General features: G+C 52.3%; 12 protein-coding genes. 7 read left to right on the forward strand and 5 right to left on the reverse strand.

Annotated elements, in window-relative coordinates; genetic code table 11:
* The 5 genes from ACOQPM_RS16830 (at nt 1) to ACOQPM_RS16850 (ending at nt 6185) form a co-directional block, all read left to right on the forward strand.
* Entirely contained in the window at nt 1–873 is an 873-nt protein-coding gene (locus ACOQPM_RS16830; RefSeq protein ID WP_420630432.1) for a MaoC/PaaZ C-terminal domain-containing protein, read from the forward strand.
* 79 nt (nt 874–952) lie between these two features.
* On the forward strand, nt 953–1906 hold the full coding sequence (locus ACOQPM_RS16835; RefSeq protein ID WP_420630433.1) for a pentapeptide repeat-containing protein: 954 nt from the start codon (nt 953–955) through the stop codon (nt 1904–1906).
* 221 nt (nt 1907–2127) lie between these two features.
* Entirely contained in the window at nt 2128–3384 is a 1257-nt protein-coding gene (locus ACOQPM_RS16840) for an aminotransferase class I/II-fold pyridoxal phosphate-dependent enzyme (RefSeq protein WP_420630434.1), read from the forward strand.
* Between the two features lie 148 nt (nt 3385–3532).
* Nucleotides 3533–4789 (forward strand): hypothetical protein, encoded by a 1257-nt coding sequence (locus tag ACOQPM_RS16845; RefSeq protein ID WP_420630435.1) that lies wholly within the window; start codon nt 3533–3535, stop codon nt 4787–4789.
* A gap of 13 nt (nt 4790–4802) precedes the next feature.
* A complete protein-coding gene (locus tag ACOQPM_RS16850; RefSeq protein ID WP_420630436.1) occupies nt 4803–6185 on the forward strand; it encodes a tetratricopeptide repeat protein in 1383 nt (460 codons plus the stop codon).
* A 9-nt stretch (nt 6186–6194) separates the two neighbouring features.
* Here the strand turns inward: ACOQPM_RS16850 and ACOQPM_RS16855 are convergent, their stop codons facing one another.
* The 3 genes from ACOQPM_RS16855 to ACOQPM_RS16865 form a co-directional block, all read right to left on the reverse strand.
* Complete coding sequence (locus ACOQPM_RS16855; RefSeq protein ID WP_420630437.1) at nt 6195–6794, reverse strand: HD domain-containing protein; 600 nt, start codon at nt 6792–6794, stop codon at nt 6195–6197.
* A gap of 78 nt (nt 6795–6872) precedes the next feature.
* The gene (locus tag ACOQPM_RS16860; RefSeq protein WP_420630438.1) at nt 6873–8726 is read right to left on the reverse strand and encodes an ATP-binding protein; all 1854 of its coding nucleotides are present in this window, start codon (nt 8724–8726) and stop codon (nt 6873–6875) included.
* Nucleotides 8727–8749: 23 nt separating this feature from the next.
* On the reverse strand, nt 8750–9376 hold the full coding sequence (locus ACOQPM_RS16865; protein ID WP_420630439.1) for a TetR/AcrR family transcriptional regulator: 627 nt from the start codon (nt 9374–9376) through the stop codon (nt 8750–8752).
* Nucleotides 9377–9477: 101 nt separating this feature from the next.
* Between ACOQPM_RS16865 and ACOQPM_RS16870 the strand changes: the two genes are divergently transcribed.
* A complete protein-coding gene (locus tag ACOQPM_RS16870) occupies nt 9478–10920 on the forward strand; it encodes a PLP-dependent aminotransferase family protein (protein ID WP_420630440.1) in 1443 nt (480 codons plus the stop codon).
* Between the two features lie 40 nt (nt 10921–10960).
* On the opposite strand, the gene ACOQPM_RS16875 is transcribed toward ACOQPM_RS16870, so the two are convergent.
* Both ACOQPM_RS16875 and ACOQPM_RS16880 read right to left on the reverse strand, forming a co-directional pair.
* Nucleotides 10961–11752, reverse strand: coding sequence for a TrmH family RNA methyltransferase (locus tag ACOQPM_RS16875; RefSeq protein ID WP_420630441.1), 792 nt, complete (start codon nt 11750–11752; stop codon nt 10961–10963).
* 55 nt (nt 11753–11807) lie between these two features.
* Nucleotides 11808–12362 (reverse strand): hypothetical protein, encoded by a 555-nt coding sequence (locus ACOQPM_RS16880; RefSeq protein WP_420630442.1) that lies wholly within the window; start codon nt 12360–12362, stop codon nt 11808–11810.
* Between the two features lie 116 nt (nt 12363–12478).
* On the opposite strand from ACOQPM_RS16880, the gene ACOQPM_RS16885 reads away from it, so the two are divergent.
* A complete protein-coding gene (locus ACOQPM_RS16885; protein WP_420630443.1) occupies nt 12479–14533 on the forward strand; it encodes an ArnT family glycosyltransferase in 2055 nt (684 codons plus the stop codon).
* Nucleotides 14534–14543 lie beyond the last annotated feature (10 nt).

Below are 14543 nucleotides of genomic sequence, written 5' to 3' on the forward strand. Positions count from 1 at the left end.
ATGTCAATTGATTTGAAAAAAGTATTGGGACATGAATACAAACCCGCCGAATTTGTTTACACGGAGCGGGACGTGAGCCTATATGCCCTGTCAGTGGGGGCGGCGGCCGATCCGGTGGATGCGGAGGAGCTGAAGTTTGTCTATGAGTTGAACAGCGATTTTACGCCACTGCCGACGATGGCGGTGGTGTTTCCTTTTGTGCTGTTCTGGCAAATTACGCAGGTGCCGGGGCTGGAATTTAACCCAATGATGCTGCTGCACGGTGAGCAATATTTGGAACTGAAACGGCCGTTACCCAACTCGGCCACTATTCATAATACCGCGAAGATAACGGCCGTTTACGACAAAGGCAAAGGCGCAGTCCTCCTCACGGACGTGGTTAGCAAAGATGGGCAAGGCAACGAAGTTGCCTTCAATCAATCTTCTGTGTACATTCGCGGGATTGGTGGCTTTGGGGGCGAGCGTGGCCCCTCCACCAGCCAGCAAAACCTACCGCCCAACCGTCCGCCAGACGCCATCCACAGCCAGCAAACCCGCCCCGACCAGGCGTTGCTCTACCGCCTTAGCTCTGGCGACGGCAACCCGCTGCACGCCGATCCGCAAATGGCCGCGCTTGGCGGCTTCCGTCAGCCCATTTTGCACGGGCTTTGCACCTTCGGTTTTGCCGGGCGCGCGGTGCTAAAACAGTTTGCCAATAACAACCCGGCTCGCTTCAAAAGCATCAAGGTGCGCTTTAGCAAGCACGTTTTCCCCGGCGAAACCATCGTCACCGAAATGTGGCGCGAATCGGACAGCCGCATTATCTTCCAAAGCAAAGTGGCTGAGCGGGATGAAGTGGTGTTGTCCAATTCGGCCGTAGAGCTGCACCTATAACAAACCAACCTCCCGCAAGTTTGGACTCAGATGCAACTCGCAGGCAAAACCTGCGGGAGGTTTTTATGAAGGAAGTACCATGCCCAAGAAGAAGCAAATAAATTTAGTCCGCGCCGTCGGCGTTGCTCTGCTGCTGATAGCCCTGATTGTGGGTGCCAGCGGCTTTTTTAGCCAATACCCCAACGCTGACTTCTCTGACTTTGTAGGTGACTTTTACGCCAACATTGCCGCTGAGTTTGCCAGCATTGCCCTGACGGTACTCATCATTGACTACCTCAATGAACGACGTGAGGATCAACGCCGCCGCGAGCTTCTCATCCGGGAGCTGGGGAGCACCAGCAACGCCATTGCCCTTCGCGCCGTCGCCGAACTGCGTTCAGAAGGCTGGTTGTCAGACGGCTCGCTCCATGCAGCCAGCCTTGTAGAAGCGAACCTGAACAATGCGATGTTGCCACGCACTTCGCTGGTAGGGGTAGATTTTCAGCGGGCGCAGCTAAATAAGGTGGACTTAAGCGGCGCAGACCTCACAGGCGTTAATTTTGAGGGGGCGAAAATGGAGGAAACCGATTTGCGTGAAGCAAATTTGGCCGATGCCCAATTTGCCCGAGCCGATTTAACAGGGGTTAAACTGACTAATCAAGATTTACGCAATGTCAATTTGTTTGGCGCTGAAATCAATCAAGCAAATTTGGATGGCATTAACTTAAGCGAAGCCAAAGTGAACGGACTAGACATGCGTGGTTCCAGTTTACGCAAGGCGCAGCTACGCAAGGCAAAGCTCCATTTTGTCAATTTGAGAGGGGGAACTCTTAGCGAAGCCAATTTGGAAAAAGCGAACCTGAACGGGGCTAACTTGTCGGGGGCGTATTTGAACTGGACTAATTTACGCGGGGCGTATCTGTTTAATGCTGACCTCACAGGCGCGGATTTGAGTGGTGCGGATTTAACCGGGGCACGGGTCACGCCAGAGCAGCTTGCTTCGGCCAAATCGCTAAAAAATGCTACGCTGCCGGATGGTAATAAAGCGACCTAGAATCTTTGCCACAGGCTTGTGCTGAGCGTAGCCGAAGTAGAACACAGAGGGTTTTGAGACGATAGTTCATTTTTCAGATTCCTCTTTTTCTACTTTGTCCGTGGAGATTCTGAATTTGAATACCGAATTGTTGCACAGACGGCCGTTTATGTTACAAAAGATCATTACCCACACCTGCTGCACTCCCCTATTGGCACGAAACCTAAAATGGAGCAAGAATAATGGACTCTCTACAAGCTTTACGCGAAAAATACCAGGCCGTTCAGGCAATGGGTCTCAACCTAAATATGCAGCGCGGTCAGCCGTCAGATGCTGATTTCGATTTATCGAACGGGATGCTCAATATTTTGAGCGAGGCGGATTTAGTTACCCCCAGCGGCATTGCCCTCCGCAACTATCCTGGTGGGCAAACGGGCCTGCCCGAAGCGCGAGAACTGTTTGCCACCGTGCTGGGCGTGCGCCCTGAAGAGGTCATTGCAGGCAATAATGCCAGCCTCAAGCTGATGAGCAATACGTTCATGTGGGCCTTGCTGCGCGGCTTGCAGCACAGTCAGGCTCCCTGGGTTGGCCAATCCCCTAAAATGATTGTCACCGTGCCGGGATATGACCGCCACTTTTCGCTGCTAGATGCGCTTGGTTTTGAATTGCTCACTGTGCCGATGACTCCTGATGGCCCGGACATGGATGCTGTTGAGGAACTGGCTGCCAGCGATCCGGCTATCAAGGGCATCACCTTTGTGCCAACCTACAGCAATCCCACTGGCGACACCGTTTCTGAGGAGACAGTAAACCGATTGGCTAGCATGAAAACGGCCGCTCCCGATTTCACTATCTTTGCCGACGATGCCTACCGGGTGCACCACTTGGGCGAAGACCGTCACGATCCGCCCAATTTGCTGCGCGCCTGCGAAGCGGCAGGCAATCCTGACCGCGTGTATCTGTTCGGCTCCACTTCCAAAATTACGTTTGCCGGGGCGGGCATTGGCTACATGGCGACCAGTGAGGCGAATGTAGCTTACCTCACCAAACTGACTGGCTTCCAATCCATCGGCCCCAACAAAATTGAGCAGTATCGGCATGTCAAGTTCATCCGCAGCTACCCTGGCGAGCTGGAAGGTTTGATGCGTGACCATGCCGCTAACTTGCGACCCAAGTTTGAGGCAGTGCAGGCGGTTTTGGCGCGAGAGTTGGGTGAGGACGGCCGTTTTGCCACCTGGTCGAAACCGAAGGGAGGGTACTTTGTGAGTCTGGACACTGCCTGCCCGGTTGCGGATCGCGTGGTCGGTTTGGCAAAAGATGCGGGGGTGGCGCTTACTCCCGCCGGAGCCACCTATCCCCACAAAAAAGACCCCAACAACAGCAATATTCGCCTCTCGCCCAGCCGCCCCCCGGTTGGAGAGGTGGCGCAAGCAATGGAAGTGGTGGCGCTATGTGTCAAGATCGCCACGCTGGAATACGATGCTCCATCAGCTAAATAAAAAGCCGGACACTGGTAAACACTGATTTTCACTGATTTGTTGTTTTTATCTGTGTCAATCCGTGTTAATCAGTGTCCCATTTCTGTTTTCTTAAAATTCCCCGAAAAAGACTAGACATAAAACTAGAATCCTTTACAATGGGGCGCAGATGAGACGATCTCGCGTAGTTTTTGGCTTGAGTTTGCTTCTGTGGAGTTTGTTGATGGGATGCCAGCTTCAGTTTATGGAGCTGGAGCCGCTGCCTACCAGAGCAGAGGCATTGGTTCTGCCGATTGTTCCCACAACGGGTTCGCCGATTCCGGTGACGTTTACGCCAATGCCAGAAACGGCCGTTGCTCACATACCAAGCAACCAATCTGGCCTGCTAGACAGCCTGCCGCCCACCAACACGCCGCTGCCCATACCCACCAACACTCCAGTCACGCCCACCTCAACGCCCACCAACACGCCCACCGTGACCCCATTTGGCACGCCCACGCCCGTCATCAAGCCCATCAACCAATATAGCCTGAGCGAAGTGATTCCCTTCCAGGCGTTCCCCGTGCCTCCGGGCAACAACGGCTGGGGCATGCACTGGATTCCCACGGTTAGCCAAGACCCTGGCGTGGTAGATCACTTTGTGAATGAACTGGTGCGAATGCACATTAAGTGGGTGGTATTTTTGAACGAAGGCACCCAAATTGGGGATAACGATTATTTGGTGGAACGGCTGGTTGCTAACGGCATCATGCCCGTCATGCGGCTCTACCGCTCTGGCGTGCTGCCCTACGACGGCAACATCGGCCCGATGGTGGCGCATTATCGCGCCAAAGGTGTCTATTATTACCAACTGTACAACGAGCCAAATATCAACGTGGAAAATCACCAAGGATTTGCCAATCCCAATCAGTATGCTCGCGCTTGGGCAACGGCCGCACGCGAGGTCATTGCCAATGGCGGTTTTCCCGGCATTGGTGCACTCAGCCCGGGTGGAGAGTACAACCATTATGACTTTTTGGCGCGAACGCTACAGGCGATCAAGTTCAACGGGGATGAGGCGTTACTAAATCGCGCCTGGCTGTCGGTGCATAATTATCATGGGGTACGGCCGTACGACGACCCCGACGGCTTTTTACTCTTCCGCAAATATGATGAAATTGTGCAAAGTCATCTGGGGCGTTCCCTCCCGATGATTGGCACGGAGGGCGGCTCCTACAGCACCGATCGCAATGTGGAAGTGGAGCTAATCCGCTACCAATACACCTACATGCGAGACGCAGAGCCATACTTTTTAGCATTTAGTTACTGGCTGCTGGCCAATAGCGCCGGTGGCGCACACGACGGTACTTGGGAGTGGCAAGCCCTCTTCAAACCGGGGTTCGTTCACCCGGCCGTAACGGAGTTCTTTTACAAAAATTCTAGATAAGGGAGTGCTAGTTTTGGGGAAACAAACTTTATATTTTCTGACGGCAATGGCAATTTTGCTCTTGTTGGTCTGCTCATGTAATCGAGTCAATGAATCAGAAACGGCCGTACCGGAAACGGCCGTTGTTGAAGAACCATCCTCCACGCCAGAACCCACAATTTCGCCTACGACTGATCCAACGTCAACACCAGAACCGAGCCCAACGACGATGCCTACGGCCACGGTAACGGTAATTCAGTTGGCAACATCAACTCCAGAATCAGAAACGCAAGCTGATCCTGAACAATCTGCGGAATTGGTTGAGCAAGGTGATAAATTCTTAGCTCAACAAGATTATGAATCTGCCCTAGAAGCTTATAATTTAGCCATCGAACTCGATCCAGAAAATGCAATCGCTTACAACCAACGAGGGCAGATACACTTTGGGGGTTCTCCAGTTTCACTTGGGTCTGGGCCTACATTAGCTGACTTTAATAAAGCAATAGAACTTGATCCAGAATATGTGGAAGCACGAATAAATCGAGGTCGTGTATTAATCAGCATTGGGCGAGCAGAGGATGCAGTTGAAGAATTGTCACTTGCCCTAACATTGGATAGCGGAAATGCTGAAATATTTTATTATCGAGCGCTTGCCTACGAATCGTTGGATGATTTTGAAAATGCTATCAACGATTTGGATCAGGCAATTTCATTGGAGAATAGTTTTTTTGCGGCCTATAACGAACGAGCAGATATTCACTTTGTGCTAGGGAACTATGAAGAAGCCGTATTAGATTACTCCAGATTACTTTCATTGCTCCCCAATTTCACCGATGGATATATTAGCCGGGGTGTTGCTAGCTTTCAGTTGGGCAATATAGATGATGCCTTGCGCGATTTTGATACAGCAATTCAGCTTGATCCGCTTAACAGCAGAATCTACTTTGAGCGAGGTCAGATGTATTATGCTCTTGGCAATTACCATCAAGCGATAGATGACTTTAATTTCATTGAAAGCATTGGCTTTAACAGTACCAGCCACTATATCATTTGGGGCTGGGGCTACAGTGAGCTTTTCCGGGGCCTTGCATACCTTGAACTAGAAGAATACCACCTTGCTCTTGTGGATTTTGATCGAGCTGTTGAGTCAGGAATCAACGATAGTGAAGCGTATTGGGGGCGTGGTGATGCTTACTTCAACTTGGGGGATTTTGAAGCTGCGCTAGAAGATTTCAATGTTGCCCTACAATTAGATGGAAATTATGAAATTGTTTATTTCAGCCGTGGTCTTACCCATGAACAGTTGGAGCAGTTTGCGGAGGCCATTGCCGATTATGAACATTATCTTGAGATTGGGACGGATGCGGATTTGCGGAATGAGGCGGAGAGACGCTTACAAGAGTTGAGAGATTCGTAAACCCTCTTTCTATAGCTCCAAATCATCCCCAGCTAGCTCGGCTTCCAGCCGCTCTAGCAGCTTGTTGAATCGTTTTAATCGCTTCTTGGCCGCTTGTTGCGCTGGTTTGGTGTGCATACTAGCCACTGTTTTTGGCAACCATGCTTTATTGGCGCGGGCAGTTTCGATGAGTTGCTGGGTGGAACGGCCGTTTCCCTTCATCACCAGCAGTGGGACAAAATGAAACAGCGACGTCAGCCCAATTTTGGCTAATTTGTCAGCATCCCACAGCACTTGCGCCTCCAGATTTTTGAGCGGCTTGCGCCGCCACAGCCCCATGTGTGAGCGAATACAGCGCGCCACATGCCCAATTTTCTTTTTGGGAAAATCAGTCGTGGGCAAGATTTCGTGAGCAAATTTAGCACCTTCTTGTGGGTGCTTTGCCCCTGCGTCTTTGCGAATGTCGTGCAGCCAGGCAGCTGCTTCCACTACCTCTACATCAGCCCCAGTTAATTCTGCTAATTTGAGGCCTATAGTGACAACGGCCGTAACATGCTCCCAGCGATAGTTAAACAACGGATCATCTGTACCGAAGCGATGGATTGCCTCTTGTTCAGTTGCCTTCTTCATTGCTTTTTGAACTGTTTTACGCCAGGGTTTCAATTTTGGGGAAGATTTTTTCTTCGATTTAGGCATGGCGGAATTTTATCAAGAAGCCTGCGTTTGGACGAAGCCGGGAATGACAATGGTAAACGTTGTGCCTTCACCAAACTGGCTCTGCACACGTACTGTGCCGCGATGCGCTTCCACAATCTCTTTCACTAGAGTCAAACCCAGCCCAGTGCCTTTATGTCGCCGGTTAGCCCCACCTTCAACTTGATAAAAACGCTCAAAAATGCGCTCTAGCCTGTCTTCTGGAATGCCTTCACCGCTATCTTCAACTTCAATTTGCACATTTTGCCTATTTGCTTTGAGCCGCAAAATGATGTACCCGCCTGCTGGCGTAAACTTGAACGCATTGGAGACTAGATTATCGAAAACGCGGCGGAGGTGCGTGCTGTCTCCTCGAATCCAGGGAATATCTTCCGCAATGTCAGATTCAAGGGTGATGCCCAGTGCTTCGGCCCGCATCCGGTAATCTGCTAGCAGCGAATACACTAGCATAACGGTGTCAATCTCTTCGCGGCGCAACTCCTGGGTTTCGGCTGCTAGCAGGGCAGTTAAATCATTTACCAGATTGGTAAGCATCATCACCCGTCGCATTATGATTTTTGCCGATTGCTTTTGGTCGTCATTTAGGCTGCCTAAACCTTCACTCTCTAGCAGTTCTGCATGACCATAAATGATTCCCAATGGCGAACGCAGCTCATGTGACACGCTTTGGGTGAAGGTGTTTTTCATCATGTCTAGCTCGGCTTGCCGATTGAGAGCGGCAGCCATGGCGGCAGCCCGCTGCTCCGTCTCCGCTAGTTGGCGCAAATTTTGGATGGCAATTCCTGCTTGTTGACCAATGGAGGCCACCAATTCCAAGTCGCGTTCATGGAAGGTGTGGGGTGATTTGTTTAAATTAAACAAAGCCAACATGCCCAGGCAATTATCTCCTGCTTGTAAAGGCGCGCCTAAAAAGGTAACGAGGCCAGCTTCAATCCATTTTTCCATTGCTTCAGGATGCGCGGGGTAATCTGTAATAAGGATAGATTCACGGTTGTTGACGATTTGCCAGGCAAGGCCGCGTGGACGTGGCGCGGGGCGCAAGCTCATCCAGTTGGGTACGTTGTACGGGTAAAAAGTCATGATTTCCCGATCGATGATGAGGCCAAGCAGTCCCGCCTCTGCCTGAATGAGTTCGGCTACCATTTGCACCAGCTTGCCAAGCAGGGTGGGTAGATCGTTTGTAATGTTTAGAATGCGGCTAATTTCGTTCAGTTTTTGTTCGCGGTTGAGGCTTTGCCGCGTTTGGCTAAACAGGGTGATGGTGTTAATGCTGAGGGCAACCATGTGGGCCAGGGTGTGCCCGGCGCTGATGATAGTGTTGTCTAACGGCCGTTTCTCATTCCAATACACTGCAATGCCCCCACCTGAACTCCCTTCCTTATCAATGAGGGGGAATATGGCTAAGGTTTGTACCCCTTCCTCCTTGAAAAGTAGCTGCATTTCACGGAAAGCGGGGTCATTTTGCACGTCTTCTGCCCAGACAGGCGCAAGTAGGTGCAGTTGCGTATTGCCCGGCGATTTGCCAAAAGTCTGGTTCATGTTGTCAATGTACGATTGGGAGAGGCCAAATGCGTAGGGGCAACTGAGTGCATCTGATTCCTTGTTGTACAAGTAAATGGCCAGGCGGTCAGCCTGTAGACTGTTTTGTACGGCCGTTTTCACACGCGGCCATAGCGACTCTAAATCATATACTGCCAACAGAGACTCTGCTCCTCGTGTGAGCGATTGCAATTGAGCAATGTTCGTGGTGCGAGCAGCATGATCCAGTTGGTCAGTGCGTGCGGCTGTTGCTCTCAACTGTTCTAATTCGCGGATTAGCTCCTCTTTGGATTTGTTGTAGTCGTCCATTGAGCGATGTATTTGAATGAAAATTACCTGGATTGAGCGCTTTTAAAAGCAATGGCGCGCAGGCTGAACAATGTTAAATCCTGAACAACATCAGCCACGGCCTGGTCTGGCTCCGGTAAGGTTAGAAGCTGTAAAACAACTTCATCAAAGGCACCGGCAAACGCTTCGGCAACGCGGCGGCTATTTTGGTTGGGAATCCCCCCATCGTCAATGGCCTGGTCTAACGGCCGTTGCCACAGCCGAATCATTCGCTCCCGGAAAGCGGTGCGCTTAACTTCTAAAGACGGAATGGCGCCCACGCCCCCCACTAGCAGCAGTTGCACCACTGCTGGCTCATAAATGGCAATGTTTACATATGCCTGAATCCCCCGCGATAGTTGCTGGGCCAGATCGCTACGGCTTCTGACAGCCTGATCAATGGTTTGAAGTAGGAAATCGGCTGTTTCTTCGTAAAGATGTACAAAAAGCGTTTCTTTATCGGGAAAGTAGAAGTAGAAGGTGCCAATAGCCACATCGGCGGCTTTGACAATATCGCGCACGGTGGCGGCGTGGTAGCCATTTTCGGCAAAAACCTGAACGGCCGCTTGCATCATAGCTGTCCGTTTGGCGTCTTTCTTCTGGCGTGTTTTTTCACTGCTACGATAAGCCATAACCCGTCATCATTCCTTTACTGTACAATTGCACGATACTGCCCATTTGGCCGTGAGTCAATAAGTTTGACTCACACATTTGTACTCGCGAGCGATATGTTATGATTGATCAACATTGGACCTTTGATCGACAGAGCCAAACACCATTATACCTGCAATTGTACCAGCAGCTACGTAAGGCTATTTTGCAAGGTGCCTTTGCGGATCAACGTCGCCTACCACCGGGGCGGGCAATGGCAAAACGGCTTGGATTAGCCTTAATTACCGTGTCGCAAGCGTATGATCAGTTGGCGGCGGAGGGGTTTGTGGTGCGACGCCCTGGTGCGGGGACGTTCATCGCTCACCATGTGCCTTTGGCATCAGATGAGATAGCCACACGGCCGTTTCAGCCAACCTTGTCATCCTGGGGGCAGCGTGTGGCGGGGACGGCCGTTCCCACCACATCTAAGCAGACCAAACCGGAGATTGATTTTGGTTTTGGCCGTGCCTTCCCCCACATCTTCCCCTACGACATCTGGCGCAAGCTGCTGGCGCGCTACCTCAGCACCGACGACGCCATGCTTTCCCGCTATGGCTCGGTGGCGGGCTTTTTGCCGCTGCGCCAGGCACTGGCCGATTACCTTACGCGCTGGCGAGGCGTAGTTTGCACTGCCGAGCGGGTGGTTATTGTTAACGGGGCGCAGCAAGCGGTGGATATTTTGGCGCGGCTGCTGCTGGAGCCGCGCGATGAGGTGCTGGTGGAAACACCGGGGTACGCAGATGCGGCAGCGTTGTTTACGCTGAATGGGGCTCAGTTAACGGCCGTTCCCGTAGACGACGACGGTTTTCGCGTGGACAAGATTCCGGCTCACAGTCGGGCGCGTTTGGCTTTTGTTACGCCATCCAACCAGTTTCCGCACGGGGGTACGCTGCCGCTGGCACGCCGCTTGGCGCTGCTGCACTGGGCACAGCGGCAAGACGCGCTTATCATCGAAGATGATTATGACGGGGAACTGCGCTACGATGGTCGTCCGCTGGCAGCCTTGCAAGGACTGTCGGCGGATGAACGGGTGATTTACTTAGGCACATTTTCAAAGGTACTGTTTCCGGCCTTGCGGCTTTCTTATGTGGTGCTGCCGACGGCGTTGGTACGGCCGTTTGTACAGGCCAAGCAGCTCATAGACCGGGGCGCACCCACGCTGACCCAGGCAGCGGTGGCTGACTTCATGGTGGAAGGACATTTTGAGCGGCATTTGCGCCATTTGCGTCAGGCCTATGGCCAGCGGCGGCAAACGCTAGTAGCTGCGCTGCAAAATCATCTGGCTGGGGCGGTGCAGTATGCAGATGAACCGGCTGGGCTGCACGTGATGCTTTATTTGCCAGAGGGCGTGACGGAAACGGCCGTTGTGCAAGCTGCGGCAGAAGTTGGCGTGGGGGTGTACCCTGCCGCGCCTTACTTCATGGCCCACCCTTCGCCACCGGCTATTTTGCTGGGATTCAGTGGTCTTAGCGAACCAGAAATCGCCGAGGGCGTGGCGCGTTTGGGTAGAGCGATAAAAATCTAGGGCGTATTTCGTCACCAGCTACGCAATACGCAGCTAAAAATCATTTACGCCGCAATTCGTACAGCACAATGGCAGCCGCCGCATTTACTGAGAATGAATCTATGCTGGGCGACATGGGAATCGTGACCACGGTGTCTAGCTGGGTAGCCACCTCATCCGGCAAGCCAAAATATTCACTGCCCATGAAAACGGCCGTTCCCTCCAAACCTTGCTCAAAATCTGGCAAAGCAATCCCGCCTACTGCCACCGTGCCGATGGTTTGAACCTTGGTCGTCCGCAGTGCCGCAAACAAATCTGGTAGGGTGGTGCTAATCAGCGGCAGCTTGAAGATGCTGCCCATCGAGGTGCGGACGGCACGCGGATGGTACGGATCGCCACTGCCCACCGTTACGAACAAATCGGCATCCAGCGCGTGCGCCGTGCGAACCATCCCGCCGACGTTGCCGGGGTCTACCACGTTCACGGCTACCAGCAGGGTGGGCGCGGGATGGCTTGCTAGCCAATTCGCCAAATCGAGCGGGGCAGGCAGCGGCATCAGGCTCAGCAGCCCCCCTAGCTTGCGCCCTTGTGTAAGGCGAGCCATTTCCGCGTTGGGGACTGGGTGGATGGGGATGTTTTGCTGGGTAAGCTGGTGGAGTACGGCCGTTTCTCGTTCCCCCGCTTCCTGCCAAACAGCCTCAGCCACCAGCGTCGCCTGTGGCCATACCCCAGCGCGAATGGCGCGTTCATGCAGCCGCGTCCCCTCAATGGAAAAGCAGTCAGACGCCGCCCGCCCTTTGGCGGTGGCAGTGCGTTCAATCATCGTGTAAATAGATTGCCACGGCTTACTCATGCCGCACTTTTAACACAGGCTAGGGCTTTTGTAAACGGTTTGGGGAACTCAAGAGTTATCTGCGCCTTTCTTCATCAATATCCTCTATGGAATTCACAATTAGCTTTCCATCCGTTTCAACAAAGTGAAGTGTAAGGCTAAGATAGTATTTTTCTGCGGGACATTCGTAGTTAAAAGCTTGAGAAACTGTGTAAGAGCCTCCTACCCCATAATGTCGGATATCTGGATCCCATGGGAACGTGCATTCTTCTGAAACTGCCTTATGCGTAACCATCCACTCATCAGCGAATGCCCATAGGCTTTCATCAAGATACTGTTTTTGTTCATTGATTCGATTATGTGCCAGAGAAAACATAATGGCATCTGCAATGTCCCACATAATTGCAGATCGTTGTCGTCTTAGCTCTCTACAACGTTCATCTTCTTCAGGACCAGGGATACAATCATCTGGTATAGGTTCTGTCCTGTTGCTTGTAACCGAAAACAAGTGTTCTCCTGGACGAATACTGTCTTGAAAATCTACCCATTGCCAGATTCCAAAGCAAACAAATGCTAAAACGGAAACTAGACATCCAAATGTTTTTGGTTGTTCTTTTATTTTCTTAAGCATTAGTCGAAATAAGAATTTAATACCTTTGCAGTATAAGTTACCACGGCTTACTCATGCCGCAGTCTTAACACAGGGTGGGCATTTTGTAAATGGTTGGGAGTTGATACAATTTGCCCATGAAGAAGTGGCAGGAGCGTTTTTGCTTGGGTTTTATTTTGCTGGTTGCGGCCGTTTTCCGCTTCACGGGCATAGATTGGGACGATTACCACCATTACCATCCCGACGAACGGTACGTCACCTGGGTAGCCACCACCATCGAATGGCCTGCCGATTGGCAAACGGCATTCTCGCCCAACGAATCCAGCCTCAATCCATTTTACTGGCCGCCTGAAGCGAAAAGTGTCGGCATTGAAGTGCCGCAAGACGAGCCGCGTGATTTTGCCTATGGCCATGTGCCGCTCTACCTGGGCGTTTTAACAACGCGCTATGTTGAGTGGATTGGCCCTAGTTTGCAATCGCTGTTCCCGGAAGATTGGCTGCTGACGAGGGACATTTTGAACCAGGTCGAGTTAATTGAGTTTCGGCATTTAACGGCCGTTTCCCGCGCGCTCACCGCCTTGTTTGATTTAGGGACAGTTTGGCTGGTTTTCTTGCTGGGGCGACGCCTCTTTTCGCCGCAGGTGGGACTGCTGGCCGCCACGTTTCTAGCCGTCAACGTCATGCACATCCAGCTCGCTCACTTCTTCATCTCCGATCCCTACCAAACCTTCTTCACCGTCGCTGCCCTCCTTTTGTTAATAAAAGCCATTAACCACAGAGAACACGGAGAGGAAAGAGATAAAACTGTACGCGAAGCGGTCGCGCAGCGACATTACCGATCACTGAATACTGTTTACTGGGCACTGGCCTCCGTCTGCATTGGCCTGGCCGTTGGCTCCAAATTTTCGGCAATTTTGCTGGTTTTTCCGCTGATGTTGGCGGCACGGTGGATGGGGTCACGCTGGGATTTTTGGTTGGGTACGGCCGTCTTCACTGCCGCGCTCACCTTTTTCCTCACCAATCCCTTTGCCGTTCTCGATTTTAGCTGTGAGGTGATCACCCCCGCTACACAATTTGGCCCCGTCACCGTGCCGGCCCTGGATTGGGGCTCGTGTTACGTGGAAAATATTGTCACCCAGAACAGCATGGTGCGCGGCGAGGGGAACATTCCCTTTACGCGACAGTACAGCGGCACGCTGCCCTACTTGTACTTCATCGAGATGCAGCTGCGTTGGGGCATGGGCTGGCCGCTGGGGCTGCTGGCGTTTGGGGCGTTTGGCTGGGCAATTTGGCGGGGAATAAAGAGACTGGAGATTGGCAGCCTGCGGCTGCGAGACTGGAGACTAAAAGTTCCAAATTTCCAATCTCCAGTCCCCAGTCTGATTTTGTTGGCTTGGGCAGTGCCGCTTTTCATCACCACGGGTGGCTTCTTTGTGAAGTTTATGCGCTATTTGCAACCGCTGACGCCATTTTTGATGCTGTGGGCGGCGGCGTGGCTGTTTAGCTGGCGGCAGAAATGGTTGAAGTGGGGGGTGGGAACGGCCGTACTCATCACCGCCACCCTCTACGCTATCAGCTTTATCACTATCTACCAGCAGCCGCACCCGTGGGTCGCTGCCTCTGAGTGGATTTTCCGGCAGGCAGAGCCGGGGTCGCTGATTCTTAGTGAACAGTGGGACGACTCTTTGCCCAGCTCAATGATGGTGGATGGCGAGGTGCGCCGCCGTTCAGAGTATCCCAATGCGGAACTTACCTGGCTCTCGCGCGCCGACGACCGAGACAACGCCGAAAAGTTAGCGGAAAACGTAGCGCTGCTGGCCGAGGCTGAGTACGTAACGATCTTGTCGAATCGCGTTTATGGTACCGTGCCGCGCCTGCCAGAAAATTATCCAATTTCCAGCCAATATCATGCGCTGCTCTTTTCTGGCGAGTTGGGGTATGAGCCGGTTTACGTGGTGGGGCGGTATCCCGCGCTGTTTGGCTGGCAGCTACGTGCAGACACGTTCGGCTGGCCCAATTTGCCGCCGCCGCCCCTGGTGCAAACTTACCTGGAAAATCAGCCGGGCATCAATCTTGGCCGAACGGACGAAAGTTTTATTGTGTACGACCAGCCGCTGACGATTATTTTTGAGAACGTGGAGCAGAAAACGGCCGTAGAAATCCAATCCCTCTTTGAAATCCCCTCGGATTAAACCACCTGCA

It is taken from the genome of Candidatus Leptofilum sp. (genome assembly GCF_965223525.1).
Lineage (GTDB): Bacteria > Chloroflexota > Anaerolineae > Promineifilales > Promineifilaceae > Leptofilum.

Bases quoted from the DNA above. Each gene is read 5' to 3' on its own strand.
- ACOQPM_RS16880 (WP_420630442.1), bottom strand. From the start codon at position 12,362: ATGCTTAAGAAAATAAAAGAACAACCAAAAACATTTGGATGTCTAGTT.
- ACOQPM_RS16885 (WP_420630443.1), top strand. From the start codon at position 12,479: ATGAAGAAGTGGCAGGAGCGTTTTTGCTTGGGTTTTATTTTGCTGGTT.
- ACOQPM_RS16870 (WP_420630440.1), top strand. From the start codon at position 9,478: ATGATTGATCAACATTGGACCTTTGATCGACAGAGCCAAACACCATTA.
- ACOQPM_RS16860 (WP_420630438.1), bottom strand. From the start codon at position 8,726: ATGGACGACTACAACAAATCCAAAGAGGAGCTAATCCGCGAATTAGAA.
- ACOQPM_RS16830 (WP_420630432.1), top strand. From the start codon at position 1: ATGTCAATTGATTTGAAAAAAGTATTGGGACATGAATACAAACCCGCC.
- ACOQPM_RS16865 (WP_420630439.1), bottom strand. From the start codon at position 9,376: ATGGCTTATCGTAGCAGTGAAAAAACACGCCAGAAGAAAGACGCCAAA.
- ACOQPM_RS16840 (WP_420630434.1), top strand. From the start codon at position 2,128: ATGGACTCTCTACAAGCTTTACGCGAAAAATACCAGGCCGTTCAGGCA.
- ACOQPM_RS16855 (WP_420630437.1), bottom strand. From the start codon at position 6,794: ATGAAGAAGGCAACTGAACAAGAGGCAATCCATCGCTTCGGTACAGAT.
- ACOQPM_RS16875 (WP_420630441.1), bottom strand. From the start codon at position 11,752: ATGAGTAAGCCGTGGCAATCTATTTACACGATGATTGAACGCACTGCC.
- ACOQPM_RS16835 (WP_420630433.1), top strand. From the start codon at position 953: ATGCCCAAGAAGAAGCAAATAAATTTAGTCCGCGCCGTCGGCGTTGCT.
- ACOQPM_RS16845 (WP_420630435.1), top strand. From the start codon at position 3,533: ATGAGACGATCTCGCGTAGTTTTTGGCTTGAGTTTGCTTCTGTGGAGT.